Consider the following 23,650-nt stretch of genomic DNA (forward strand, 5'->3'; position numbering starts at 1 on the left):
CGATTGGCGACGGACAGTGCCCGGCGCCATCGGTTTCGTTGCCGCAGACTATGATCGAACGAGTAAATATCCGCAATATTATGCGATTCTGTCATAAGTCTATGCGGAATACGACCGCAACCAAAACGGCTGCCTTGGCGTAAGGGTTCAGGCTAAAAATCTGATTTTAAACATCTTTTTGAGAAAGCTGGATCTGTCGCTTCAAGGCGTCGCTCAGAGCGTGGGCGGCAATCGAGAGTGGCGTCCCGACCGCCCTCGCCAATCCGAATTCCTGGGTCGCGCGTGGCACGAAAGGACGGTGAACTACCGGCAGGTGGCGATAGAGATTCGCATAAAAGCTGCTGATGATCGTGACCCCGAGGCCATGCGCGACGTAGGAACAGGCGGAACTGTTGGTATGCGTCTCGATCTTGACGATCTGCTTGACGCCGGCCCGCCGGAAGGTCTGGTCGAGCGCCATGCGGTTCGGCCGTTGGCGGCCAATCAGAATGAGGGGCACGTCGCGCAAATTCCTGACCGTGATTTCCTCCAGTTTCGCAAGAGGATGATCCTTCGGAACGACGCAGACGCTTTCGCCGGTGGCGACGCGCTCGACCTCGATGCCCGGTCCCCTCTCGCCCTCCATACGCAGAAAGCCGAAATCGATCACCCTCTGCTCGACGAGCTTGTTGATCGCGGTCGTCGTCTCAAAGAAGGTTTCGATCCGCACACCGGGGAAATCGCTGATGTAATCGGCCAGCATTGCCGGTGCGAAATGCTCCCACATGCTGCTCGGCAGGCCGACGCGGACGATCTCCGGGCCGGCGGCGCCGCTTCGTAAGTCCTCCGCATGGCCCGACATCCGATCGACCGCGAGCAAGATGTTCTCGGCATCGCGGGCAAGAAGCAGGGCCTCGGGGGTGGGGATGAGACGGCCTTTGTCGCGCACGAAAAGCGCCATCGAAAGGTCCGCCTCGAGCTGCTGGAGCAGGCGGCTGACGCCGGACTGACTGAGCCCCATCGTCTTTGCCGTGGCAATCGTCGACCCCGTCGCCAGGAGCGTGCGCAGGACTTCCAGTTGCTTGATATTCATGCGTTTGCGATCCCCCGGGACAGTTCAAGCACCGTCATCATGTCCAGTCCGAAATGCTTTGAAGGAAAAGGCTGGCGGCCTTGGGCATCGGAAATTTCTCTCCGCTGATCAGCGCGTAGGCAATCGGCAGTTCCGGTTCGAGCGGAATGAACTGCAGCGGCAGCGTCGCATATTCGCGGGCGATGATCTCGCCGACCAGCGCAATGCCAAGGCCCTGCGCGGCCAGCGCGCAGGCGCTCGCCACCGAATGTGCCTCGAGCAGGGGGCGTTGGCGGATGCCGGCCTTGTAGAACAACGCCTCAAGCTCGTGGCGAACCGGTCGCTCCCTGTTCAGCATGATGAGATCCTGCCCCTTCAGGTCGGCGACCGACAATTGGCGGCTGCCGGCCTTGGGATGATCATTGTGCAGGGCGCAAATGATCCGCGACGACAGGATCTTCTCCTGTTTCAATCCCGGGCTCATCAGCGGCAGACGCGCGAAGCCGAGATCGGCCTCGCCGTCGGCCACCATCCGTTCAATTGCCAGATAGCTGCCGGATGCGACTTCGACGCGCATCGGACCATTCGCTGCGAGAAAGTTCTTCAGAAGCTTCGGAATGCGCGTCGAGGAAAGACTGGAGGGAAAGGCGAGCCGGAGCATGATCTCGCGCGATCGACCGCTCTCGAGCTCCATCGCCGCGGTTTTCAAGGCGCGCAGCCGGTCGGAAATGGCTCGGATTTCCGGGCCGAGCTGCAACCCCTCGCGGGTCGGTTGAAGCCGGTTCTTTTCCCGGTCGAAAAGCCGGACGCCGAGATAGTCTTCCAGTTGCTGCAACAAGCGACTGGCATTCGATTGCGAGATCCCAAGCTCGACGGAAGCGGCGATCGTCGAGCCCGTCGCCGCGATGGCGTCATAGGCCTCGATATGCTTCAGGCTGATTGCCGCACTCGTGTCTCGCGCCATTCTATCTCCAATGTCGATAGCCCTACCCGCAAACCGCATAAGATTGCGGACCTGCGAAAAGTTGAACATTTTCCGCTGAGAACCAAACTCACGGAAAGACTTTCGTCAATGGCCACCATTCTCCGGAAGATCGCGGAACAGGTCCTGTCGCGAACGACGTTCTCAAACGTCGCCATGGACCGGGCAAGGGATGCTGTGGTGGACACCATCGGCTGTATGATTGCAGGCAGCGGCGATGAAAGCGTCGGCGCGCTCACCCGCGCCTTCGACGGGGAAATCGCCAGAGGCGGCGAAGCGCGGCTCGTCACCGGCTGCTCCGCCTCGCCCTCCTTCGCAGCACTCATCAACGCAACGGCGGCGCATGCGCTCGATTTCGATGACAATTTCCATCCAGCAAGGGCGCATGCTTCCGCGGTGCTGGTGCCGGCGCTGCTGGCGGTTCTAACGAGCGGCACGGTGACGAGCGGAAGACGGTTTCTCGAGGCCTACCTCGCCGGGCTGGAAGCGCAGGCGGCGGTCGGCTTCGGCGTCAATCCCTCTCACTACAACAGGGGCTGGCACGCAACGGCGACGGTCGGCAGCATCGGGGCTGCGGCTGGCGTGGCACGGCTTCTCGGCGCCGATGAAGAGAGCCTAACCGCGGCGATGAGCCTCGCGACGAGCTTCGCCTGCGGTCCGAAAGGGCAATTCGGCACGACAGCCAAACCGCTTCATGCCGGCATTGCCGCGCGCAATGCCGTGGATGCGGCGCGCATGGCGCTTGCGGGCATGAGCGGCCGGGCGGATATCCTCGAACGGCCGCAAGGTTTCCTCGATCTTTTCGGCGGCGATAATGCCAAAGGCTGGGAAGACCTGACATTCGAGGAGGAGCATATCATCGAAAGCCGGGGCGTCGTGACCAAGCGCCATCCCTGCTGTGCCTCGACGCATCGTGCCATCGATGCGCTTCTGGATCTGAAGCAGGAGCATGGACTTTCGGCGGGTGACATCGCCAGGATCGAGACGAAAGTCGGCATATCCGCTGCCCGTAACCTCGCTTATCCCGACCCCACCGACGAGATGCAGGCCCGCTTCTCAATGCAATATTGCCTGGCGATAGCCTTCCTCAAAGGCTCCCTTAGCCTTTCGGATTTTACGCGGCAGGAGATTGGGCGGCCGGAAATCCGGGAATTCATGCCGCGCATCGAAATGCAGTCCCATTCGGCCGATGAGGAAAAAGGCGTGGAGCGGCTCCCGCATGTCGTCACGGTCACGATGCGGGACGGGCGCATTTTGAACAAGTCTCGCTTGCATGCGAAGGGATCGCTCGAAGCGCCGATAAGCGCTCATGAACGCGAAGTCAAATTCATCGATTGCTTGCGCTGGGGAAATCGGAATGTGTCCAGCGCCTCTTTCCTGCAGCTTCGCAGGCTTGCCGATTTGGAAAACCTGTCCGGCGACGATCCCTTTTGGAGCAAGATCACAGGCCATCAGTCGTCTTGACAGGCCCGGGGGACGGATTGGCGGCGGGGAATGCTCCCCGCCGCGGCTCGTTCTTCTCAGGCGAGGTATTTCGTAAACCAGTCGACCGTCCGCTGCCAGGCGAGCTTGGCAGCCGCTTCGTCGTAGCGGGGGGTGGAATCATTGTGAAAGCCGTGATTGACGTCAGGATAGACGTAGGCCTCGAATGTTTTTTCCGATGACTTCAGCGCAGCTTCATAGGCCGGCCAGCCTTCGTTGATCCCCTTATCCAGCCCGGCATAGTGGAGAAGCAACGGGGCCTTGATCTTTGGCACGTCCTCGGCGCGCGGCTGCCTGCCGTAAAAGGGCACGGCTGCGGCCAGTTCCGGATAGGCGACCGCCGCAGCATTGGCGACGCCGCCGCCATAGCAGAAGCCTGTGATGCCGACCTTTCCGGTGGTGAGGTCGCTGTGCATCAGAAACTCGACCGCCGCGAAGAAGTCGTTCATCAGCTTTTCCGGGTCGACCTTCTGCTGCAGCTCCCGTCCCTTTTCGTCATTGCCGGGATAGCCTCCGACCGAGGTCAGGCCATCCGGCGCAAGTGCGATGAAACCAGCCTTTGCCACGCGCCGCGCCACATCCTCGATATAGGGGTTCAGGCCCCTATTCTCGTGAACGACTACCACGGCCGCGACTTTGCCGGCGGCGTTTTTGGGCCGGACGAGATAACCGCGGACATCTCCATTTCCTTTCGGCGAAGGATAGGTGATGTATTCGGCCGATATATCGGGATCGGTGAACTCGACCTGGGTCGCCAGCGCATAGTCAGGGCTCAGCGAGGAAAGAATGGCGGCTGCCGTCACGCCGCCGACAGCGAATTTACCGGCCCGGTCGAGAAACTCGCGCTTGGTAATTCTCCCATGCGCGTAATAATCGTAGAGTTCGAGAAGTTCCTGAGGGAAATCCTTGGCTGTCATACGGGTCATGATGGCTCCTCCTTGCCTCCGGGTTATCGCCCCATCCTACACACGTAAACTCGCGGCTCTTTTCAACATTTCGCGAGTTCCGCGTGAGCTTGCCGGGGCGATCCCTGGCTGCGCCAACAGTCGCTGAATTCGGCGGTCCGGCTTCAGGATCCTGTGCGCTATTCCCTTTGGCAATCGGCGTCCGGCCGGTCGCAGCCAGCAATCGACCGCCGGCTACCGATCTATGAAAATTAATTTCATACTCGCGCTTTGAGGCCCGTTTTCTATTGACGCCTTCCGATTTTTGTCCCAACTTAAAGAAAATAAATTACTAAATGGGAACTTGATCGGCATGAAAGTGGGAATCATCGGGCTAGGATTCCGGCTCGGCTATCTCGGCTACGTTTTCAAGGCAATCGATAGCAGCTTCGACATCGTCGGCTATGTGGATCCGGAACCCGCCGGACTTCCCGGATTGACGGAAAAGGGAATTTCGGTCGGCAAAGCCTATGGTTCGCCGGAGGAGCTCCTCGCTTCGGAAAAGCTCGATCTGCTGATGATCGGCTCCCCCAATCACCTGCATCTCGACCATATCAGGCTCGGACTTCAAGCCGGTCTCAAGGTCTTCTGCGAAAAGCCGATCGTCACGACGATCGCCGAAAGCATCGAACTTGCCCATCTGATGGCAAAATTCGGTCACGAGCGGCTGATGGTCGGTCTCGTCTTGCGCTATTCTCCTCTTTATAAGGATCTCCGCGCCATCCAGGCCGAGGGCAAGCTCGGTCAGATCGTGTCGATCGAGGCCTCCGAACATATCGAGCCTTATCACGGCGCCTTCTTCATGCGCGACTGGCGCCGCTATGAGCGCTATTCCGGCAGCTTCATGCTGGAGAAATGCTGCCACGACCTCGATCTCTATAATGGTGTCGCCGGCGCACGGCCGGAACGCGTCGCAAGTTTCGGTGGCCGCAAGAGCTTCATTCCGGCAAACGACCCGGCGCGCGAGGGCATCAACGACCTCGAGCTCTTCCACCGCAAGCCGAGCGGGTGGATGGGATCGGACAAGGTCTTCGACAGCGATGCCGATATCATCGACTATCAGGTGGCGATCGTCGAATATGCCAATGGCGTCGGCATGAACTTCCACACCAATCTGAACGTGCCCGACCAGTTCCGCCGTTTTGCCATCATGGGTTCGCGCGGCATGGCCGAAGGCGATTTCGTTCGCGGCTATCTCGACGTGCACGAACAGCTAACCGGCAACAAAGTAGTCGAAAACAAATATGCCGCCACCGAGCTCTCCCAGCATTACGGTGCCGATGAACAGATGGCGAGCGACCTGCTTGAAAGTGTGCGCACCGGGCTCGAACTTCCTGTTTCCACCCTGAATGCGCTCGAAGCCGGCATCCTTGCCTTGGCGATGGACGAAGCGAGGATGAAGAAAGCGGTCGTCGATCTCAGACCCGTCTGGGACCGCTTCGACGAAGCCCTTCACGCGAGAGCGGCTTGAGGAGGACGGCAAGATGAGTGTTCAAAGAAGCACCTTCATCTTCGCTTGCATCCTTCTTCTTCCGGCGGTGCTCTATGTTCTGGCGATCGTCGCCTATCCGCTGGTCGATACCTTCATTCTCTCCTTCACCGATGCATCCCTCAGGAAGACGACCAATTGGGTCGGCTGGGTCAACTACGAGAAGATCTTCAACGAGCGGTTTGCCGAAGTCATCATCCGCACCTTCATCTGGACATTCTTCTCGGTCGCCCTGAAAATGGTGATCGGCACTTTCGGGGCGACGATGCTGAATGCCGCGGTCCCCGGCCGCTCATTGTTCCGGCTGCTGACCATGCCGCCATGGATCGTGCCGATGGCGATCGGCATCTTCATGTGGGGCTGGATGTATAATGGCCAGTTCGGGATGATATCGGGCATGCTGCAGCGCTTCGGTCTCGTCGATGGCCCCGTCGCCTTCCTCGCCTATGGAAACACCGCCTTCTGGGCAACAATCATCACCGACGTGTGGATCGGCGTGCCGCTGGTGACGATCTACTTCCTGGCGGCGATCCAATCCATTCCGAAGGATCTCTACGAGGCCGCCTGGACCGACGGCGCTGGCCGCTGGTACCGCTTCCGCCGCATCACGCTGCCGCTGATGGTGCCGGCGATCATCACCATGTCGATGCTCTCGCTGATCGCCACCTTCAACTCGTTCGACATCATCTGGATCCTGACGCAGGGCGGACCGAGCGGCGAGACGACGACGATGATCATCGATACCTATCAGACCGCGATCGGCTCGAAGAAATACGGTGAAGGTGCAGCGCGCGCCGTTTTGATCTGCATCTTCCTGTCGCTCTTCTGCTTCGCTTATTTCCGCGTCACCCGTCGCCTCAATCCGGAGAAGCGCGCATGAGCAATGCAGCCATGATCGACCGTTACCGCTGGTGGGAAATCATCCTGATCTATTGCGGCATCGCCCTGTTTCTTTTCTTCGTGCTGTCGCCCTTCGTCGAAGGTTTCCTGGTGTCGCTGAAGCCGCTCAGCCAGCTCTTCTCCTCGCCCTATCGCTTCTGGCCGGAGAACGGCTCGTTCGAAGCCTATCGGACGATGTGGATCAGCGTGCCGGGCTTCGGGCGCTATATCTTCAACTCGTTCTTCATCTCGATCATCGTCACGCTGATCGTGCTCTGCCTCGTCATTCCAGCGGCCTATGCCTTTGCGAAGTTCGAATTCAGGGGCATGGGCATCCTGCTCGGCGCCTTCCTGACGGTGAACATGTTTTCCGGCGCCGTGCTGTTGATCCCGCTGTTCCGGCTGATGCGCAGCATCGGCGTGCTCAACACCTATCTCGCCATGATCGTGCCGGGCGTCGCCTTCCTGATCCCGTCGGCGATTTGGCTGCTGCGCACCTACATGATCCGTATTCCACAGGAACTCAACGAAGCGGCCTACATGGATGGCGCCAGCCACTTCTACACGCTGCGCCGGGTCATCCTGCCTATTGCGATGCCGGGGATTATCGTCGTCGCCATCACCACCTTCATCGGCGCCTACGCCCAGCAATTCATCTTCGCGCTGACGTTCAACTCGAAGACCGAATACATGCCCTTGCCGGTGGGGCTCTTTGCTTACTTCGGCAAGCAGGAGGTCATCTGGAACGAACTGATGGCGGCTTCCTTCGTCGGTATTGCGCCGGCGATGGTCGTCATCTTCTTCCTTCAGCGCTACCTTGTCGGCGGGCTGACCGCCGGTGCGGTGAAACAATAAGACCAAAAAACGAGTGAACAGCTAACACAAGAATGGGAGTCACGACGTGAGCATTACCATCAAGACAGGCCTTATGGCGCTCGCCCTGCTCGGTTCGACGGCACTGACCGCCGTCACTGCCCAGGCGGCCGACAAGGAAATCAGCTGGATCTATTGCGGCGACACGATCGACCCGGTCCACACCAAATACATCAAGCAGTGGGAAGAAAAGAACACGGGCTGGAAGATCGCCCCTGAGGTCGTCGGATGGGCGCAGTGCCAGGACAAGGCAACGACGCTCGCTGCCGCCGGCACGCCGGTGGCTATGGCCTATGTCGGCTCGCGCACGTTGAAGGAATTCGCGCAGAACGACCTTATCGTTCCAGTGCCGATGACGGATGACGAGAAGAAGACCTACTATCCGAACATCGTCAACACCGTGACCTTCGAGGGCACGCAGTGGGGCGTTCCGATCGCCTTCTCCACCAAGGCGCTCTACTGGAACAAGGACCTCTTCAAGCAGGCCGGCCTCGACCCCGAGACGCCGCCGAAGACCTGGGCTGAAGAAATCGAGATGGCAAAGACCATCAAGGAAAAGACCGGTATTCCGGGCTTCGGTCTCTCCGCCAAGACCTTCGACAACACGATGCACCAGTTCATGCATTGGGTTTACACCAACAACGGCACGGTGATCGATGCCGACGGCAAAGTTACGCTCGACAGCCCGCAGATTCTCGCCGCGCTGAAGGCCTACAAGGATATCGTCCCCTACTCCGAAGAAGGCCCGACGGCCTATGAGCAGAACGAAGTCCGGGCCATCTTCCTCGACGGCAAGGTCGCGATGATCCAGGCAGGCTCGGGTGCAGCCGACCGCCTGAAGGCGACGAAGATCAGCTGGGGCATCACGACGCTGCCGCTCGGGCCCGACGCCAAAGGCCCCGGCACGCTGCTGATCACCGACAGCCTGGCGATCTTCAAGGGTTCGGGGGTCGAGGACAAGGCGACGGAATTTGCCAAGTTCATCACCTCGCCCGATGTGCAGTCGGAATACGAACTGCAGGGCGGCGCCGGTCTCACCCCGCTGCGTCCCTCCGCAAAGGTCGACGAGTTCGTCGCCAAGGATCCCTACTGGAAGCCCTTGATCGACGGCATCAGCTATGGTGGTCCCGAGCCGCTCTTCACCGACTACAAGGGCTTCCAGAACTCGGTGATCGAGATGATCCAGTCCGTGGTGACGGGCAAGGCCGAGCCGGAGGCAGCACTCAAGAAGGCTGCCACCGAAGTCGAGGCGTTCAAGTAAGCCTCTTGGAACCTTGGGATCGCGGGTGCAACACCCGCGATCCCTCCCCGATCGAATGTGCGACGAAGGCCGCCGGTGGAGACAGATTTTTGGGACAGCTCCTTCTCAACAAAGTTCAGAAGTTCTATGGCGATTACGAAGTTCTGAAGGGTGTGCAGCTCGATGTGAAGAACGGCGAGTTCGTCGTCTTCGTCGGCCCGTCGGGCTGCGGCAAGTCTACCCTGCTGCGCATGATCGCCGGTCTCGACGCGACGAGCGCGGGCGACATCGTCATCGATGGTATCAGGGTCAATGACCTGCCGCCGGTCAAGCGCGGCATCGCCATGGTGTTCCAGTCCTACGCGCTTTATCCGCACATGACGGTCTTCGAGAACATCGCCTTTCCGCTTCGGGTCGAAAGGATGGAAGAGGAAAAGCTCAAGGCCAAGGTGGAAAATGCAGCGCGCATCCTTCACCTCGAACAGCGGCTGCAACAGAAACCCGGCATGCTGTCCGGCGGCCAGCGCCAACGCGTCGCGATCGGCCGCGCCATCGTGCGCGAACCGAAGATATTCCTGTTCGACGAGCCGCTCTCCAACCTCGACGCAGCACTTCGCGCCGACATGCGCATCGAGCTTGCCAAGCTGCACAGGCAGTTGAAGGCGACGATGATCTATGTGACGCACGACCAGGTCGAGGCGATGACCATGGCCGACCGTATCGTCGTGCTGGATTCCGGCGATATCTCCCAGACCGGGGCGCCGCTGGAGCTTTATCACAAGCCCGCAAACCAGTTTGTCGCCGGCTTCATCGGCAATCCGAAAATGAATTTTCTGCCCGTAACCTGCAAGGGCGTCAGCGCCAACGGCGTCGAGGTGGATTATCAAGGCCAGACAGCCGTTCTGCCCGTGACGCCGCGCGACGGCATGGCCGGCAAGGCTTTGACGCTCGGCATCCGGCCGGAGCATATCCAGCTTGGCGGCGGCGATATCGTCTTTAAGGTGACGCCGACGGTCATCGAGCGCCTCGGAGCAAATACGGTCGCTTACGCCTCGCTCAACGGAGAGGCCGAAAATTTCTGCGCCATGCTGCCGGGCAGCGTCGGCATCCGCACGGACGTGCCTGTCGCAACCGGTATCAATGCCGCGGACTGCCACCTCTTCGACGAGGCGGGCATTGCTTTCGAGCGTCGCGTCGAGCTGACCGAAATCGATATGAACGTGATCAATCCGACGGCGGCCTGAAGCGGCGGCCAAGTCGGCGTTTTTCCTACCGGGGTCGGCTCCGGATAGGGGCCAAACGACGCCATAAGCAATTTTGGCTCCTCGCCGGTAGGGTTCGGGGTGATTTTCACCCCACGAACGTCGTTGGACAATTTCCTGCAGATGGCAGAGTCCGGCCCATTTGAAGTCATGCAAGACTCGGGCTGATTGACGCGTTTTGTGGAGCGTTTGAAGAAGCAGGGCACTGCGATCCAGACCACCGTTCTCGCACAGCGCATATCCGTTGATCAAGTCCTCGAACGCGTCGGGATTGTGCCCACCCGCTGTCACATCTCCGGCAGACCGGCCTTTCGGAAGCCGTCAACAAAGTGGTCTCTTACAGATGCATCGCGCAGCGGCTGGGAGCTGAGCCAATGGCCGATCGTGAAATGAGGGTGGGCGATCAGGAACAATTCTGCTTCTCGCCGCGCCTCCTCATGGTGGCCCAACTGCGCAAGCGTAGCAGCCAGGAATTTGCGTGAGTTGGTACGATACGTGTCTTTCCTGCGAAGCGTAGCGGCTGCCGCCTCATAGTCATGCGCGGCGTATTGCGCCTGCCCAAGATGACAGAGATACCAGCAGGCTGGGTAAGGATTGAGCCGCAGAGCTTTTTCGATCTGCGCCAGTCCGTCGGCAACCCTGCCGTCCAGCACGGACATGTCCGACATGGCGGCCCAGGTGTCGGCGTGGTTGGGGTCCAGCTCCAGGGCCTTGGCGAAGGCGGCCTCTGATTCCTCCCATCGCCGCTCATAAGCCAAAATGGTCCCCAAAACGTAACGGCAGCCGGCATCGTTGGGATCCAGGTCGACCGCCTTCTGCGCGAACGTCGCCGCCATCCGACGGTTAGGATCTTCGGGCTCGCCGAAATGAGTCCAGGCAAGCCAACGGTTATAGGCGAGCAGACCGAGCGCCTCGGCATATGATGGCTCGAGCTCAACCGCGCGTTGGAGCAGCATATAGGCCTCACGCTCAGTTTGCGGCGACTCTTCCGTCAGGAGGCGGGCGCGCACACACAGATCGTACGCCTCAAAGTTCTTCGGCCGATTGCGCGGCGTCGGGATGGTTAGCCGGCCGACGAGGGCTTCAACAATCTTGGCGTTAACTTCATCCTGTAGTTCGAAAACATCTTCCACCGTCCTGTCAAACCGGTCGGCCCACAAGTGCTGGCCGGCAAGCGTATCGACCAATTGGGCATTGATGCGGACACGGCCCATTGCGCGTCTGGCGCTCCCCTCGAGGACATAGCGGACGCCGAGTTCCTGGGCGACCAGCCGTACGTCGACCGGCTTGCCCTTGTAGACGTACACGGAATTGCGCGCGATGACGAACAGACCAGCCGTACGGGAGAGGTCGGTGATCAGGTCTTCGGTCAAGCCGTCGACGAAAGGCGCGTCCGCTTCATCCCCACTCATATTCGTGAATGGCAATACAGCGATCGAGGGACATTCGGGCAGCGGCAATATGCTCTGCAGCGCATCCGGCCAATGCCACACGTGGACCGGGCGAGTCAGGTTCTTCAGGTAGCGTTCGCCTGCATCAAAGAACCGGTCGCTAATCTTGCCGTCGATCTCGCCGTGAACATTGGCTGAAATGCAGATACCTCCCGGTGCGGCCTGCGTCTGGAGGCGCGCCGCGACATTGACGTCGTCGCCGAGGACGTCTGAACCGTCGTCAATGACATCTCCCAGATTGACGCCTACACGCAAAAGCAGGCGCCGGTCTCCGGAAGCCTCAACAGCGGTGGCCGCCCGTTGCATTTCCAACGCTGCTGCGACCGCGTCCACCGCGCTACCGAATTCGATTAGGAATCCGTCGCCCATGACCTTGAAGATGCGACCGTGGTGGCGCATCACAGCCGGCTCGATAACGCCTGAACGGAGCTCCCTGAGGTTCGCCAGCGTTGCGGCTTCATCAGCCTCCATCAGGCGTGAATATCCCACCACATCGGCAACGACGATGGCAGCAAGGCGACGCTGAAGAGAGTGATCCGCCATGTGAGGACAAGCCTAACGACTGAATTCACAAGTTATTGTTCAACCGCGGGTGAGTCAACAAGTGGTAAAGAGGGAATGTCCAGGCGATCGCCACCTCCATCGAGCCGTCATCCTTCTTTGTGACCGGCGGCGTCGAGGTGGACGACACGGAATTCTTGAACGACTGGTGAGGGGCGGCGAGCGGGGGCCTCGGCGGAAGTGGCCAGTTCTGTCCGGGGGGGACCCGAACTGCAACTGCGCTAAGTCTGCATTTCTGGCTAACTCTCCAGATGCGGCCAGGTCTCCTTCCGGCCCCAAATCGGTCATCTGTCGGTGCCAAGCTGATGTCATGTCTTGCCATATCAGCGACTGCATTCTTGCTGATACCGGGACCGCGGGCAATCAGCCAATCACTGCGGTCTTAGGTGATCGGGCCACTTCGCCTTCAATCGGAACCGACCCCTACCAGACGAGGCCGCGGGCGGCGACTTCTTCGACGCGGGTGACGACGCCGCCCCGATGGAAGACCATGGTGTCGAACAGGTTCGACACGACGCAGGTGTGGTTCGGGATGATGAACAGCTTCTCGCCGATCTCAGGCCGGGGGCCGGTGCAATTGGACAGGTCGATCACGCCGTGCTCTTCCGAGAGGCTGGTGATGCGCGCGTCGGGATAGTCGACCACCAGGCCGAAATCGCTGAAGCTCTGCAGATCCGAGGTTAGCGCCTTCGACCCGGCATCGATGACGGCGCGGTCGGCGTTTGGCCGCGACACGACGGTTGCCAGCACATGCATGGCGCAATCGTCCTCGGTGCAATGGCCCATGCGCACCATCTGGCGATCGTTGTAAATATAGGTGCCGGCGCGGTGTTCCGTGGCTGAGGTGACGAGATGCGCCTCGAAGAGGCTCGGCGTTCCGCCATTGCTGACGATCGGGCAGGTTATGCCTTCCGATGTCAGCTGCTCGAGCGTTTCGGTGATGAAGGCCTCCACGGCGGCGGCCGATTGCGGCTTCGGATAGGTCACGATGCCGCCGAAGGTGAGGCCGTCGGCAGCGGTGATGCGCCTGGCGAGCGAAGCCGCTTCTGCCGGTGTCTGCACGCCGCAGCGGCTGCCGCCGGTGTCGCATTCGACCAGTACGTTCAGTGGCTTGTGGCCGGAGAAATGCGCCGCCAGCCCGTCGATCGTCACTTCGCTGTCGGCGACGACCTTGAGGGCCGAAATTCTCTCGTTCAACTTGGCCAGTCGCTCGAGCTTCTGCGGTCCGAGGATATTGAAGGTGATGAGGATGTCCTCGAAGCCGGCTTCGGCAAAGACTTCTGCTTCCGTCACCTTCTGGCAATTGATGCCCTTGGCGCCGGCGGCAACCTGCGCGACGGCGAGAGCCGGGATCTTGTGCGTCTTGATATGCGGGCGGAAGTTCAGCCCGTGCTGATCCATATAGGACTGAACACGGTCTATGTTTGCAGCCAGCCTGTCTTCGTCGATCACAGGACGCGGCGTCGAGAGATCGGCGATCCTGTCTCCTGCCTTGGCGACGACGGCAAACCTGTTGTCATGCATCTAGGCGGCTCCGCGTTCTGGTCCGTGTGGTTCGGCGACGATCGGCCATATGGTCTTCGGTGCCCGCTTGTACGGCGTCGTCGCCGGATTATTGGGATAGGGCGTTCCGGCGGAGCAGTAAAGGATCTCGGCCGCGATCTTCGAGAAGGATGCGAAGAAGTGGTTGGTGGATTTGATTACCAGGATCTTCTGCCTGGCGGGATCGATGCCCATCGCCGAAAAAAGGCTCGGATCGAAGCTTTGAGCGCGCGTCGAATTGAGGATGATGTCCAGGCCGCCAAGCACGATATGTACGGCATCGCCGAAAGGTGCGAGGCTCTCGCCGAACTGCATCTCGGCATTCTTCACCAGCTTGACGACCTTCACGGTGCCGTCGATGGGATTGCCGGTGCCCGGCGCCGACTTGGCGCCGAAGCGCAATGGAATTTCTGCCCCCTCGCCCGCCGCAAAACAAATCTGGACGGCCACCGGATCCCAGATGGTGCCGATCGCTGCACTCGTGATGCCGCGGGCCATGAGCTCTCCGAGGATAACCGTCGCATCCCCTGCCGTGCCGCCACCCGGATTATCCCAGACATCGGCGATGACAACAGGCCATGCGGTGGCAGCCATCGCGCGCGAGACGGCTTCCTTCTCGTCGATCTGCGGGACCATGAAGGTGCCGCGCTTCGAAAATAGCTCAAGGCCGAGCTCACGCGCCAAAGCCGCGCCCTTCTCCGGCTTATTATCAGTCACGACAAGCAGCTTCGTTCCCATTTCGGGAACGTCGCCCACCATGAAGCCGTGGATCACCGAGATCGACAAGACGTCCGGATCATCGGTCTCGATCTGCATGATCTTGTCGACGAAGGAACGCATGGGCTCGCGCGATGTCGGGAAGACGTCGATCATCTTGCAGTCGAATACCGACATAACAGGCTTGATCCGGCCTTCGAGCGTTTCGACCGTCATGCGCCAGAGATCCTCGGCGCGGTCGACGAAGTCCGTATGCGGAAACTCCTTGAAATAGACGGCGAAATCGAGAGCGGCGACACGTTTTGCGGTGAGATGGCTGTGCGGATCGAGCTCGGCGCAGATGAGGACATCAGGCCCGACGATCTCGCGGATGCGCGAGAGAAGATCGCCTTCGGTATCCTCGTATCCTGCGGCCACCATGGCGCCATGCAGGCCCATGACGACAGCATCGACAGGCATTACTGCGCTGAGTTGGCCGAGGATTTCGTCACGCAATTCCTCGTAGGTCGCCCGGTTGACGAGGCCTGCCGGGTCGGCCCAGGTGGCGGTTCCCTCGATCAGCTCCCAACCCTTTTCGGCAGTGACGCGCCTTCCGACGGTGATCGGCGCGGTGCAAAGCGTCGGCGTTTCGGGATGCTGGCCAGGCGGGGCATAAAGAGAGGCTTCGAATGCGCGACGATCCACGCAGATCGGGGAAAAAGTGTTGGTCTCGGTCGCCAGTGCTGCCGTGAAAATGCGCAAGAAAGTCGCCTTCGTGTTATCGGCCCTTGCTTCAACCCATCGGGTTCGGCAGGTAGCCGGTGAAACCTGAGATCTTCCAGCGTCCTTGGTGAAGCCTGCAATAATAGAGCGTCTGCCACTGCATGACGTCTCTGCTGCCGTCAGCCTTGGAAATGCCGCCGTCGAATTTCTTGCGGACAAGCGCCATGTCGCCTTCGATTTCGATATCTTCCAGCGTCGTTGTGGTGAAGATCGCTGTGCGCGCATCTTCTGCGAAACTCTGTTTGGCGAAATCCTCCGCCTGCCTCAGCCATTCCTGGCGATAGGCAGAGAGCGTCGGAAATGCGAGGCGCCACTTGTCGGGGCTGACTTCCTTTTGGCCGTCAATGCCGATGAAACCCTCTTCCACGAAGTCATGCTCGACCATCGACCAATCGGCGGCCAGAAAGGCATCGATATCGCGCGGAACGAGCATCTCCCAGATAGCGTGCCGGGCGCTGTCGGACGGGAAAGGATTCTTGAAAGGATCGCGCATATCTGCCCCAGATTGAAATTCTTTTCATAAATCGTGTTTTTCACTGGTCAAATTCTGCTTTCTATGGTCACTTGTCAACTTATCAAGAAAATAATTTGCAAGGACTTTAGCATGCCCATCAAGCGCTATGGCACTGTTCAAACGGGCGCCGGCGGCAAGGCGCTGCCTTTCGCACGTGCGGTCGAAGCCGACGGTTGGCTGTATGTTTCCGGCCAGGTTGCGATGGAAGACGGCGAAATCATCGACGGCAACATCATTGCCCAGACCCACAAGACGATCGCCAATGTCCTTTCGATCCTCGACGAGGCCGGATACGGCGTCGAAGACGTCGTGCGTGTCGGCGTCTGGCTCGATGATCCGCGCGACTTCTGGACCTTCAATAAGATCTATCAGGAGTATTTCGGCGAACATCCACCGGCACGCGCCTGTGTGCAATCGTCGATGATGGTTGATTGCAAGGTTGAGATCGACTGCGTGGCCTATAAGAAGAAGGATAAGTAGAGAACCATCGGGGGGGACGGGCTTGGATATCTTTTCAACGCTGCAGGAAGACAAGAGCAGGCTCTCTCCCTCCGAGAGCCGCATCGCGGAGATCATCGTCAACGATTTCGAGTTTGCCGTGAATGCCTCGATCATCGAGCTCGCGGAACGGGCCGAGGTATCGCCGCCGACCGTTACCCGCTTTTGCCGGCGGCTCGGTTGCGAGAGCTTTTCCGACTTCAAGGTGCAACTCGCCCGTACCGCCCATATCGGGGTGCGGTATCTGAACCCGGAATCGAAAAGCACCGATCCGGCCGATGTCGCACAGGATATCATCACCAAGGCCCAGAACGCGCTCTTTCTCCTGCATCGGTCGCTCGATCTTGCGGCGATCGAATCCGCCGTTTCGCATATCGCCAAGGCCGATATGATCTATGCGTTCGGGTCGGGCGGCAATTCGTCGATGATCGCCGACGAGCTCCAGAACCGCCTCTTCCGTCTCGGGCTTCGCATCACGGCAAGTTCCGACCACAGCATGCAGCTGATGATGGCTGCCGCGGCAAAGCCGGGCGACGTGTTGATCGGCTCGTCCTTCTCAGGGCGCAATATGGAGCTGGTGCGGGCCTTCGAGCTTGCCCGCCAGACCAAGGTGAAGACGATCGCGCTCACCCAGACGGACAGCCCGGTTGCCAAGGCTGCCGAAATCGTCGTGCCGATCGATCTTCCCGAAGGCAGCAATATCTATCGTCCGACCTCGACGCGCATCGCCTACATCGCGACGGTCGATATCCTGTCGAGCCTGGTCGCCTACGCCGTTCAGCCAAAGGCGACGACCACGCTTCGGCGCATCAAGCAACAGCTGGTCATTCACCGCGACGGCGACGACCGGCAATTGCTTGGAGATTGAGGTTCATGAACGGGAGCGACAGAAAATGACGCAGTCGATAGCCATCGTTACCGGCGCTGCAGGCGATATCGGCGCGGCGATCGCCGCACGGCTCGCCGATGACCACGACATCGTGTTGCTCGCCGACATCGATGCGGAGGCTGCGGCTGCCGTGGCATTGAAGCTCGGGCCGGGCAATCGCTTCGTCGCCGTCCAGTGCGATGTGACCAGCGAGACGAGCATTGCCGAATTGGCAAGACGCGCCGCCGACGTCGGCGTGGTTCGAACCCTAGTCAACAATGCGGGTGCTGCCCGCGCCACCAGCCTGCACGACACGACGCCCGAGATCTGGCGGGCGGACGTTGCGCTTAATCTCGAAGCGGCATTCTTATGTTTCCGCACATTCGAGCCCATGCTGACGGTTTCCAAGGGTTCCGTCGTCAACATCGCCTCGGTCAACGGCATGCATGTCTTCGGACACCCCGCCTATAGCGCCGCCAAGGCCGGCCTTCTGCATTTCACCCGGCTGGTCGCCGTGGAATACGGCAAGTTCGGGATCCGGTCCAACGCCGTCGCACCCGGCACGGTGAAGACGCAGGCCTGGGAAGCCCGTGCGAGCGCCAATCCCAACGTTTTCGAGGAAGCACGCCGCTGGTATCCGCTACAGCGGGTCGTCGATCCGAAAGATGTTGCCAATGCCGTGGCCTTCCTCGCGGGTCCCCAGGCCGCCTCTATCACCGGCATCTGCCTGCCAGTCGACTGTGGACTCACGGCAGGCCAGGCCGAGCTCGCGCGGACCTTCTCGCAATCGGAACATTACTGAAACCCAGAGCGGTTCAACTTTTCATGGAACCGCAGAACCGCTCTAACTTTTTGTTTTTAAGCAATTCCGGACGAAAAACCGCTTCGCATTTTTCCTGGAATTGCTCCAGAGGAAGACGAGAGGAGCAGGTTGTGAAGCCGGCTTACTTCTGATCGATAACCGCATGAGCCGACTTTTTCCCGACGTCTTCCGCAATCCGGCGATCCGCGCCAGCATGATCGCCATTTTCACCTTCGGAATGGCGGGGGCGATGACCGCACCTTACCGTTCGGTCGTGGGTATCCGTGAACTGGGCTTGAGCGACGGCCTCTATTCCTCCCTGAGTTTCGTCTCGGCGGCGGTGAACGTCGTCATCAGCATCCTGCTCGGCAATCTCGCCGACCGGCTTGGCGAGTACCGGTCGACGATGATCGGCGCCTGCCTCTTCGGCATCGTCGGCTACGGCATGGTCTACGCCTTTCCGACTGCGGCCATATTCGTTATCAGCGGGTTGCTGCCCCTGCCGATCTACGGGGCGCTGAACTCGCTGCTGTTTGCCAATGCGCGTGCAGCGATGCACGGCATGAACCGAAGGGACATGGTGACGGCCAACTCGGGCGTGCGCGCCATGATCTCGCTGTCCTGGGTGCTGATCCCCGGGATAACCGGCCTGCTGCTCTCTGGCGCATCGAGCATGCTGCCGGCCTACCTCTTTGCCAGCATCTCATGCCTGCTCTGCCAGGGGATCATCGTCTTCGCCCTGCCGAAGCGGACGGGAACGGAGATGGCTGCGGCTCATCATCTCAGCTATCTCGGCGCGCTTCGCCAGGTGGTTTCGCCGCGCATCTCGGCGCATATTTGCGGGGTAGCGCTGATCACCAGCACGCTGCATCTCAATGACGCCCTTCTGCCATTGATCGCCACTGGTGCTGCGCATGGCAGGCTGAGCGACGTCGGCATTCTCGTCGGCATCGTCGCATTGCTGGAAGTCGTCTTCATCATCGTCTGGTCGCGGATCGCGCGCAAGGCCGGCCAGATGACAGCGCTTGCCGCTGGTACCATCATCTATGCCGTGTTCCTCAGCCTGCTTGGCTTTGCCTCAGAGCCGTGGCACCTCTATGCGCTAACCTTGCTTGCAGGCATGGGAGCGTCGGCGATCATCAGCATTCCGATCACCTATCTGCAGGATCTGATCGCCGACCGACCGGGGCTCGGCAGTGCGCTGATCTCCGTCAATATCTTTGCCAGCGCCGGGATCGGCGCGCTGGTCTTTGCCGCCGGCACCTATGTGACAGGCTATTCAGGAACCGCGATCCTGAGCGCCGTCACTGGATTGGCGGGGATAGCGATCATCGGCCTCCTGCATAGAGGCAAAGCCCATTAGCCGGCGCGATCGGCAAAGAGGACGTGACGAAGAATGTGGCTTTCATCGGTGTTCGTCTTGTGACAAGGGTGACGCACCATTTCTTTGAAGGCGACATGAAGGCGATTTCCGGTACGAATCTCGAGCAGGCCAAGTCTCACAACCGGCGTGTGGTGATCGAGGCTGTCCGCATGAATGGTCCCTTGTCGCGCGCGGCGATCGCCCGGATGACGGCGTTGACTGCCCAGACCGTATCGAACATCGTCGAGGAACTGGAGAGGTCGCACCTTCTCGTCCCATCCGAGGCGCAGAAGCTGGCGCGCGGCCAGCCAATCATCCCCTACACCATCAATCCGCGCGGCGCCTACTCGATCGGCCTCGAACTTGGCCGCCAGCGCGCAAGCGGCGTTCTGACGGATCTCTCCGGTGCCGTCTGCGCGCGCATCGAGCGGCATGTCGAACAGCCGGATCCGCAACGGGCCATGCCGGCGCTCCAAGCAATAGTCGAGGATCTTCAGCAGGCCTTCGCATTCGACCGGAACCGGCTGCTCGGCGTCGGGATGGCCCTGCCCGGCCGCTATGCCGATGGTGGCACCACCTCGCTCAGCCCGCTGAACCTGCCCGGCTGGCAGGGTTTTCCTGTCGGGCATGAGCTCGAACAGCGGGTCAAAGTGCCGGTGCTCGTTGAGAACGATGCGACGGCAGCCGCGATCGGCGAGCGTCTTCACGGTGTCGCCCGCGGTCTCGCCAGCTTCGTCTATCTGTTTCTTGCGGGCGGCGGCGGCATCGGCGCCGGAATGTTCCTCGACGGACACCTCTACAAGGGCAGCCGCAACAATGCCGGCGAGATCGGCCATATCATCGTCGAACCGCATGGCAAGCTCTGCAGCTGTGGCAAGCGCGGCTGTCTGGATCGCTACGTCTCGCCGGCCGTTGCCTACGAATTCATGGGCATTACCAACGCCGAGGAGCTGTCGCCCGACGATCTCGATGCGCTGATCGCCAAGGGCGGCGAAGGTCTTGATACCTGGCTGGATCAGGCCGTCCAACCGCTGCGGCAGACCGTCGATTTTCTGGAACTGGCCTTCGATCCGCAGACCATCGTGCTCGGCGGCAGCATATCGACATCGCTGATGCTTCGGCTTGCAGAGCGGCTGGAGCCGCTGCACACCCCGATCGATCCCAACCAGCAGCGGACGGTACCTCGGGTGATGATCGGCATGACCGGCAAGGATACGGCAATTCTCGGCGCCGCCGCCCTGCCGATTTTTTCCGAAACCAATCCGCGCTTCGACGTTCTGCAAAAGCCGCTCGGCTAGAGCCTAGTCAGATTGCCGACGCCGGCCCCTCATCCGCCTGCGGGCAGCCTCGCATCTGACTGCGGCGGGCGACGGGCTAGAGGTCGCGCAAAGATGACCACGTTCCCGAGAAGCGTCAGCGCCAGGCCGACCAGGCCCAGACCGCTCCAATGGTAGCCCTCGAAGACCGTCGACAACGACAGGGCGACGATCGGGAACAGGACTGTGGCATAGGCAGCGCGTGAGGAGCCGATGCGGGACACCAGCATCAGGTAGGTGGTGAAGCCGATCACCGATCCGATTGCCGAGAGATAGAGCAGCGCGGCAAGATAGGTGATGCTGGGCGGTGCCACGATCGGCGTTTGCGTCACGGCAATCAGGAAGAGGAGGATGATCGCGCCATAGGTCATCCCCCAGGCATTGGCGGTCAGCGGCGAGATTCCGACCGCGCTGTTTCGACGCGATGCCATATTGCCCAGCGAGAAGAACAGCGTGCCGAGCGCTGCGAGCCCGATCCCTTTCAACGTGCCCATATCGAAATCGACGATAACGTCCTGTCCGAAAAGGAGCAGAAGCCCGGTTGCTCCGAGCGCCGCTGCGAGAAGCGTGCGGCCTGTAATGCGGTCGCCGAAGAAGAGGCGCGCATTGACGGCATTGTAGATCGTTGCGAGCGAGAAGATCACGGAGATCAGCCCGGACGGGATAGAGGCGGCGGCGTTGTAGAAACAGATGAAATTGAGGCTAAACAGGCAGAGCGCTTGCGCAAGGATGAAAGGTTGATCGCGCAAGGCAGGCAGCTTGAGCTGCCGCATGACAACTAGGATGGCGACGAGGATCACGGCTGCGACCGCAAATCTGTAAAAGACCGAGACCAAGACCGGCACGGGACCGACCTGCATCGCAATGGCGATCCAAGTCGTCCCCCATATGAGCACGGTCGCGATGAAAAGAGCGGCATTTGCCATGGAGTGATCCTCGTTTTCCCGACCAATAGGCGAACCGTGAGCAGGCCTCTTGCAGATTCTTGCTATGAAATCGAATTGCCCGGACTTCCGGCTCGCCATGCGGGTCGTCCGCCGGTATTGTTCGCGCGGCATGGTCAGGTGTGGGGAAGAATTGGTGAAATATAGTCACCCCTCGGTTTTCGGGTTTCTATCCGCATCTCCCACTGCGCGGATGTCACAGTCCATCGATTTGGGATTCGGACGATCAGCTGCCATCTGGAGCAATGCACACGACAGGATGAGCTATCAGCGGCCAAACGGTCATACGTTCAGTCTTTATCTCAGGGGCGGCGCCGGAACGCGTCGTCTGGATGGCAGCCCCGCCGCTCGCGGCCGTCCGGGAGTGCTGTGCATCATGCCACAGGAGCACTCGTCCGAATGGGAAATCACCGACTTCTCCCAATTCGTCCATCTGTATGTTCCCGACGACCAGATGCGCCGGATGTTTGCCGAGACATTTGACCGCGATGCTCGGCTCATGGCTCTTCCCGAAGTGACCTTCGCAGATGCACCTGCCTTGGCGCGCACGCTTCGGCAGATGACACAAGCGATCGTGGCGGGCAGTCATCTGCTGGCTGAAGAAGCGATGGCACAGACGATCAACGATTTCTTCGTTGATACTCGTTATGGAGGGGTGCGTCCCTGCGCGATCAGCGGCGGGCTCGCTCCTCATGTGCGGCGCCGGAGTCTGGAGTATATCGAGGCCCATCTCGGTGAGACAATCCGATTGCAGGATCTGGCGGCGATCGGGCAGCTCAGCGCCTTTCATTTTCAGCGGATGTTCCGGGCAAGTTATGGTGTGTCCCCGCATGGCTGGGTGGCTCACCGGCGTGTCGAGCGCGCCAAATCGATGTTATCAGGCATGGACCCGATCGCGCAGATCGCTTCGGCCTGCGGCTTCAGCAGCCAGAGCCACATGACACGGGCTTTCAAGTTGGGCACAGGCGTCACACCCTCTGCCTACCGGCAAAGACAGTGAAGCCCCTTCGCTCGACCGCACTTCTCTTTTCGGAAACCAATCCGCGCTTCGACGTCCTGCAAAAGCCGCTCGGCTAAGCCGAGGGCTCTTCGGCCTTCCAAGGCCTCACTTCACCGCGATGACGACCTTGCCCTTGACGCGGCCTGTCTCCACATAGTCCAGCGCCTCGTTGGTCTTCTCGAACGGGAAGGCCCGGTCGATGACGGGGCGGATGGCGCCCGCCTCGATCAGCGAAGTGATCTTGCCGAGCTGCGCGCCGTTTGCCGTCATGAAGAGGAAGGAATAGCCGATCCCCCGGCGTTTCGATTTCCGACGGATGCCGAAGCTCAAGAGGCGCATGACCTGCTGCAGCAACCAGCCGAAGCCGTTTTCCCTGGCGAAATCGGGATCGGGCGGACCTGATATCGAGATCAGCTTGCCGCCGGGCTTCAGGACGGCGAGCGATTTCTCCAGCGTCTCCTTGCCGAGGCTGTTCAGCACGACGTCATAGCCCTTCAGCACCGTCTGGAAGTCGTCTTTCTTGTAATCGACCACCACGTCGGCGCCGAGGCTTTTCACCAGATCGATATTTGCCGTGCTCACGGTCGTCGCCACATGGGCGCCGAGATGTTTGGCAAGCTGGATGGCGATGGTGCCGACGCCGCCGGAGCCCGCATGGATCAGCACCCTCTGCCCCTTCTGCAGCTTGGCGCGCTCGACCAGCGCCTGCCATGCGGTCAGCGCCACAAGCGGAATGGATGCGGCCTCTTCCATGCTGAGATTGGCGGGCTTCAGCGCAACATCGGCAGCGTCGATGGCGATATACTCGGCGAATGTGCCGATGCGATCCTTGCCGGGACGCGCATAGACCGCGTCGCCGGGTTTGAATTGCCGGACATTGGCGCCGACCCGCACGACGACGCCGGCGACATCGTTGCCGAGCACCAACGGAAGCCGGTAAGGCAGGATCAGCTTGAACTCTCCGTCCCGGATCTTGGCATCCAGCGGGTTCACGCTGGCGGCATGGATCTCGACCATGACGTCATTCTCGCGCAGCTGCGGTTCAGGGCTCTGGCCGAGCCTGAGGGCGCCGCCTTTCTTGTAGCGATCGATCAGGAATGCTTTCATGAG

General features: G+C 60.4%; 21 protein-coding genes. 12 read left to right on the top strand and 9 right to left on the bottom strand.

Annotated elements, in window-relative coordinates; translation table 11 throughout:
• Positions 1-166 precede the first annotated feature (166 nt).
• Entirely contained in the window at positions 167-1,072 is a 906-nt protein-coding gene (locus tag RLCC275e_RS29655) for a LysR family transcriptional regulator (protein WP_033183582.1), read from the bottom strand.
• A 37-nt stretch (positions 1,073-1,109) separates the two neighbouring features.
• Positions 1,110-2,084, bottom strand: a complete 975-nt coding sequence (locus RLCC275e_RS29660; RefSeq protein WP_171816976.1) for a LysR family transcriptional regulator — start codon at positions 2,082-2,084, stop codon at positions 1,110-1,112.
• Positions 2,085-2,123: 39 nt separating this feature from the next.
• Between RLCC275e_RS29660 and RLCC275e_RS29665 the strand changes: the two genes are divergently transcribed.
• Positions 2,124-3,497, top strand: coding sequence for an MmgE/PrpD family protein (locus tag RLCC275e_RS29665; RefSeq protein ID WP_033183580.1), 1,374 nt, complete (start codon positions 2,124-2,126; stop codon positions 3,495-3,497).
• 56 nt (positions 3,498-3,553) lie between these two features.
• Here RLCC275e_RS29665 and yghX read toward each other — a convergent pair whose 3' ends face one another.
• On the bottom strand, positions 3,554-4,441 hold the full coding sequence (gene yghX, locus RLCC275e_RS29670) for a YghX family hydrolase (protein WP_033183579.1): 888 nt from the start codon (positions 4,439-4,441) through the stop codon (positions 3,554-3,556).
• A gap of 331 nt (positions 4,442-4,772) precedes the next feature.
• Here yghX and RLCC275e_RS29675 point away from each other — a divergent pair, with 331 nt between their 5' ends.
• The 5 genes from RLCC275e_RS29675 (at position 4,773) to RLCC275e_RS29695 (ending at position 10,184) form a co-directional block, all read left to right on the top strand.
• On the top strand, positions 4,773-5,930 hold the full coding sequence (locus tag RLCC275e_RS29675; RefSeq protein WP_033183578.1) for a Gfo/Idh/MocA family protein: 1,158 nt from the start codon (positions 4,773-4,775) through the stop codon (positions 5,928-5,930).
• 13 nt (positions 5,931-5,943) lie between these two features.
• Positions 5,944-6,828, top strand: a complete 885-nt coding sequence (locus tag RLCC275e_RS29680; protein WP_033183577.1) for a carbohydrate ABC transporter permease — start codon at positions 5,944-5,946, stop codon at positions 6,826-6,828.
• Complete coding sequence (locus RLCC275e_RS29685) at positions 6,825-7,682, top strand: carbohydrate ABC transporter permease (protein WP_003553169.1); 858 nt, start codon at positions 6,825-6,827, stop codon at positions 7,680-7,682. The genes RLCC275e_RS29680 and RLCC275e_RS29685 overlap by 4 nt, the downstream gene beginning before the upstream one ends.
• Positions 7,683-7,755: 73 nt before the next feature.
• Positions 7,756-8,961 (top strand): ABC transporter substrate-binding protein, encoded by a 1,206-nt coding sequence (locus RLCC275e_RS29690; RefSeq protein WP_033183576.1) that lies wholly within the window; start codon positions 7,756-7,758, stop codon positions 8,959-8,961.
• An 89-nt stretch (positions 8,962-9,050) separates the two neighbouring features.
• On the top strand, positions 9,051-10,184 hold the full coding sequence (locus tag RLCC275e_RS29695; protein ID WP_033183575.1) for an ABC transporter ATP-binding protein: 1,134 nt from the start codon (positions 9,051-9,053) through the stop codon (positions 10,182-10,184).
• Positions 10,185-10,489: 305 nt separating this feature from the next.
• Here the strand turns inward: RLCC275e_RS29695 and RLCC275e_RS29700 are convergent, their stop codons facing one another.
• The 4 genes from RLCC275e_RS29700 to RLCC275e_RS29715 all read right to left on the bottom strand — a co-directional run bounded on the left by RLCC275e_RS29700 (position 10,490) and on the right by RLCC275e_RS29715 (position 15,728).
• Positions 10,490-12,196 (bottom strand): adenylate/guanylate cyclase domain-containing protein, encoded by a 1,707-nt coding sequence (locus RLCC275e_RS29700; RefSeq protein WP_033183574.1) that lies wholly within the window; start codon positions 12,194-12,196, stop codon positions 10,490-10,492.
• 441 nt (positions 12,197-12,637) lie between these two features.
• Entirely contained in the window at positions 12,638-13,738 is a 1,101-nt protein-coding gene (locus RLCC275e_RS29705) for a D-TA family PLP-dependent enzyme (RefSeq protein WP_033183573.1), read from the bottom strand.
• Positions 13,739-15,214 (bottom strand): M81 family metallopeptidase, encoded by a 1,476-nt coding sequence (locus RLCC275e_RS29710; protein WP_033183572.1) that lies wholly within the window; start codon positions 15,212-15,214, stop codon positions 13,739-13,741.
• 31 nt (positions 15,215-15,245) lie between these two features.
• The gene (locus RLCC275e_RS29715; protein ID WP_033183571.1) at positions 15,246-15,728 is read right to left on the bottom strand and encodes a hypothetical protein; all 483 of its coding nucleotides are present in this window, start codon (positions 15,726-15,728) and stop codon (positions 15,246-15,248) included.
• Between the two features lie 111 nt (positions 15,729-15,839).
• On the opposite strand from RLCC275e_RS29715, the gene RLCC275e_RS29720 reads away from it, so the two are divergent.
• From RLCC275e_RS29720 to RLCC275e_RS29740, 5 genes are all read left to right on the top strand, one after another.
• Positions 15,840-16,229 (top strand): RidA family protein, encoded by a 390-nt coding sequence (locus tag RLCC275e_RS29720; RefSeq protein WP_033183570.1) that lies wholly within the window; start codon positions 15,840-15,842, stop codon positions 16,227-16,229.
• A 22-nt stretch (positions 16,230-16,251) separates the two neighbouring features.
• Positions 16,252-17,115, top strand: a complete 864-nt coding sequence (locus RLCC275e_RS29725; protein WP_128459551.1) for a MurR/RpiR family transcriptional regulator — start codon at positions 16,252-16,254, stop codon at positions 17,113-17,115.
• Between the two features lie 25 nt (positions 17,116-17,140).
• Entirely contained in the window at positions 17,141-17,917 is a 777-nt protein-coding gene (locus tag RLCC275e_RS29730; protein ID WP_033183878.1) for an SDR family oxidoreductase, read from the top strand.
• Between the two features lie 163 nt (positions 17,918-18,080).
• The gene (locus RLCC275e_RS29735; RefSeq protein ID WP_033183569.1) at positions 18,081-19,280 is read left to right on the top strand and encodes an MFS transporter; all 1,200 of its coding nucleotides are present in this window, start codon (positions 18,081-18,083) and stop codon (positions 19,278-19,280) included.
• 95 nt (positions 19,281-19,375) lie between these two features.
• Entirely contained in the window at positions 19,376-20,578 is a 1,203-nt protein-coding gene (locus tag RLCC275e_RS29740) for an ROK family transcriptional regulator (RefSeq protein ID WP_033183877.1), read from the top strand.
• Positions 20,579-20,607: 29 nt separating this feature from the next.
• Here the strand turns inward: RLCC275e_RS29740 and RLCC275e_RS29745 are convergent, their stop codons facing one another.
• Complete coding sequence (locus tag RLCC275e_RS29745) at positions 20,608-21,522, bottom strand: DMT family transporter (protein WP_033183568.1); 915 nt, start codon at positions 21,520-21,522, stop codon at positions 20,608-20,610.
• 154 nt (positions 21,523-21,676) lie between these two features.
• On the opposite strand from RLCC275e_RS29745, the gene RLCC275e_RS29750 reads away from it, so the two are divergent.
• A complete protein-coding gene (locus tag RLCC275e_RS29750; protein ID WP_497006843.1) occupies positions 21,677-22,540 on the top strand; it encodes a helix-turn-helix domain-containing protein in 864 nt (287 codons plus the stop codon).
• A 105-nt stretch (positions 22,541-22,645) separates the two neighbouring features.
• On the opposite strand, the gene RLCC275e_RS29755 is transcribed toward RLCC275e_RS29750, so the two are convergent.
• Positions 22,646-23,647, bottom strand: a complete 1,002-nt coding sequence (locus tag RLCC275e_RS29755; protein ID WP_033183566.1) for an NADP-dependent oxidoreductase — start codon at positions 23,645-23,647, stop codon at positions 22,646-22,648.
• Positions 23,648-23,650: the final 3 nt, after the last annotated feature.

The organism is Rhizobium brockwellii (assembly GCF_000769405.2).
Taxonomy (GTDB): Bacteria; Pseudomonadota; Alphaproteobacteria; order Rhizobiales; family Rhizobiaceae; genus Rhizobium; species Rhizobium brockwellii.

Excerpts from the sequence above, each read along its gene's own strand:
- RLCC275e_RS29655 (WP_033183582.1), bottom strand. The coding sequence starts at position 1,072 with ATGAATATCAAGCAACTGGAAGTCCTGCGCACGCTCCTGGCGACGGGG.
- RLCC275e_RS29660 (WP_171816976.1), bottom strand. The coding sequence starts at position 2,084 with ATGTTCAACTTTTCGCAGGTCCGCAATCTTATGCGGTTTGCGGGTAGG.
- RLCC275e_RS29665 (WP_033183580.1), top strand. The coding sequence starts at position 2,124 with ATGGCCACCATTCTCCGGAAGATCGCGGAACAGGTCCTGTCGCGAACG.
- yghX (WP_033183579.1), bottom strand. The coding sequence starts at position 4,441 with ATGACCCGTATGACAGCCAAGGATTTCCCTCAGGAACTTCTCGAACTC.
- RLCC275e_RS29675 (WP_033183578.1), top strand. The coding sequence starts at position 4,773 with ATGAAAGTGGGAATCATCGGGCTAGGATTCCGGCTCGGCTATCTCGGC.
- RLCC275e_RS29680 (WP_033183577.1), top strand. The coding sequence starts at position 5,944 with ATGAGTGTTCAAAGAAGCACCTTCATCTTCGCTTGCATCCTTCTTCTT.
- RLCC275e_RS29685 (WP_003553169.1), top strand. The coding sequence starts at position 6,825 with ATGAGCAATGCAGCCATGATCGACCGTTACCGCTGGTGGGAAATCATC.
- RLCC275e_RS29690 (WP_033183576.1), top strand. The coding sequence starts at position 7,756 with ATGGCGCTCGCCCTGCTCGGTTCGACGGCACTGACCGCCGTCACTGCC.
- RLCC275e_RS29700 (WP_033183574.1), bottom strand. The coding sequence starts at position 12,196 with ATGGCGGATCACTCTCTTCAGCGTCGCCTTGCTGCCATCGTCGTTGCC.
- RLCC275e_RS29705 (WP_033183573.1), bottom strand. The coding sequence starts at position 13,738 with ATGCATGACAACAGGTTTGCCGTCGTCGCCAAGGCAGGAGACAGGATC.
- RLCC275e_RS29715 (WP_033183571.1), bottom strand. The coding sequence starts at position 15,728 with ATGCGCGATCCTTTCAAGAATCCTTTCCCGTCCGACAGCGCCCGGCAC.
- RLCC275e_RS29720 (WP_033183570.1), top strand. The coding sequence starts at position 15,840 with ATGCCCATCAAGCGCTATGGCACTGTTCAAACGGGCGCCGGCGGCAAG.
- RLCC275e_RS29730 (WP_033183878.1), top strand. The coding sequence starts at position 17,141 with ATGACGCAGTCGATAGCCATCGTTACCGGCGCTGCAGGCGATATCGGC.
- RLCC275e_RS29735 (WP_033183569.1), top strand. The coding sequence starts at position 18,081 with ATGAGCCGACTTTTTCCCGACGTCTTCCGCAATCCGGCGATCCGCGCC.
- RLCC275e_RS29740 (WP_033183877.1), top strand. The coding sequence starts at position 19,376 with ATGAAGGCGATTTCCGGTACGAATCTCGAGCAGGCCAAGTCTCACAAC.
- RLCC275e_RS29745 (WP_033183568.1), bottom strand. The coding sequence starts at position 21,522 with ATGGCAAATGCCGCTCTTTTCATCGCGACCGTGCTCATATGGGGGACG.
- RLCC275e_RS29755 (WP_033183566.1), bottom strand. The coding sequence starts at position 23,647 with ATGAAAGCATTCCTGATCGATCGCTACAAGAAAGGCGGCGCCCTCAGG.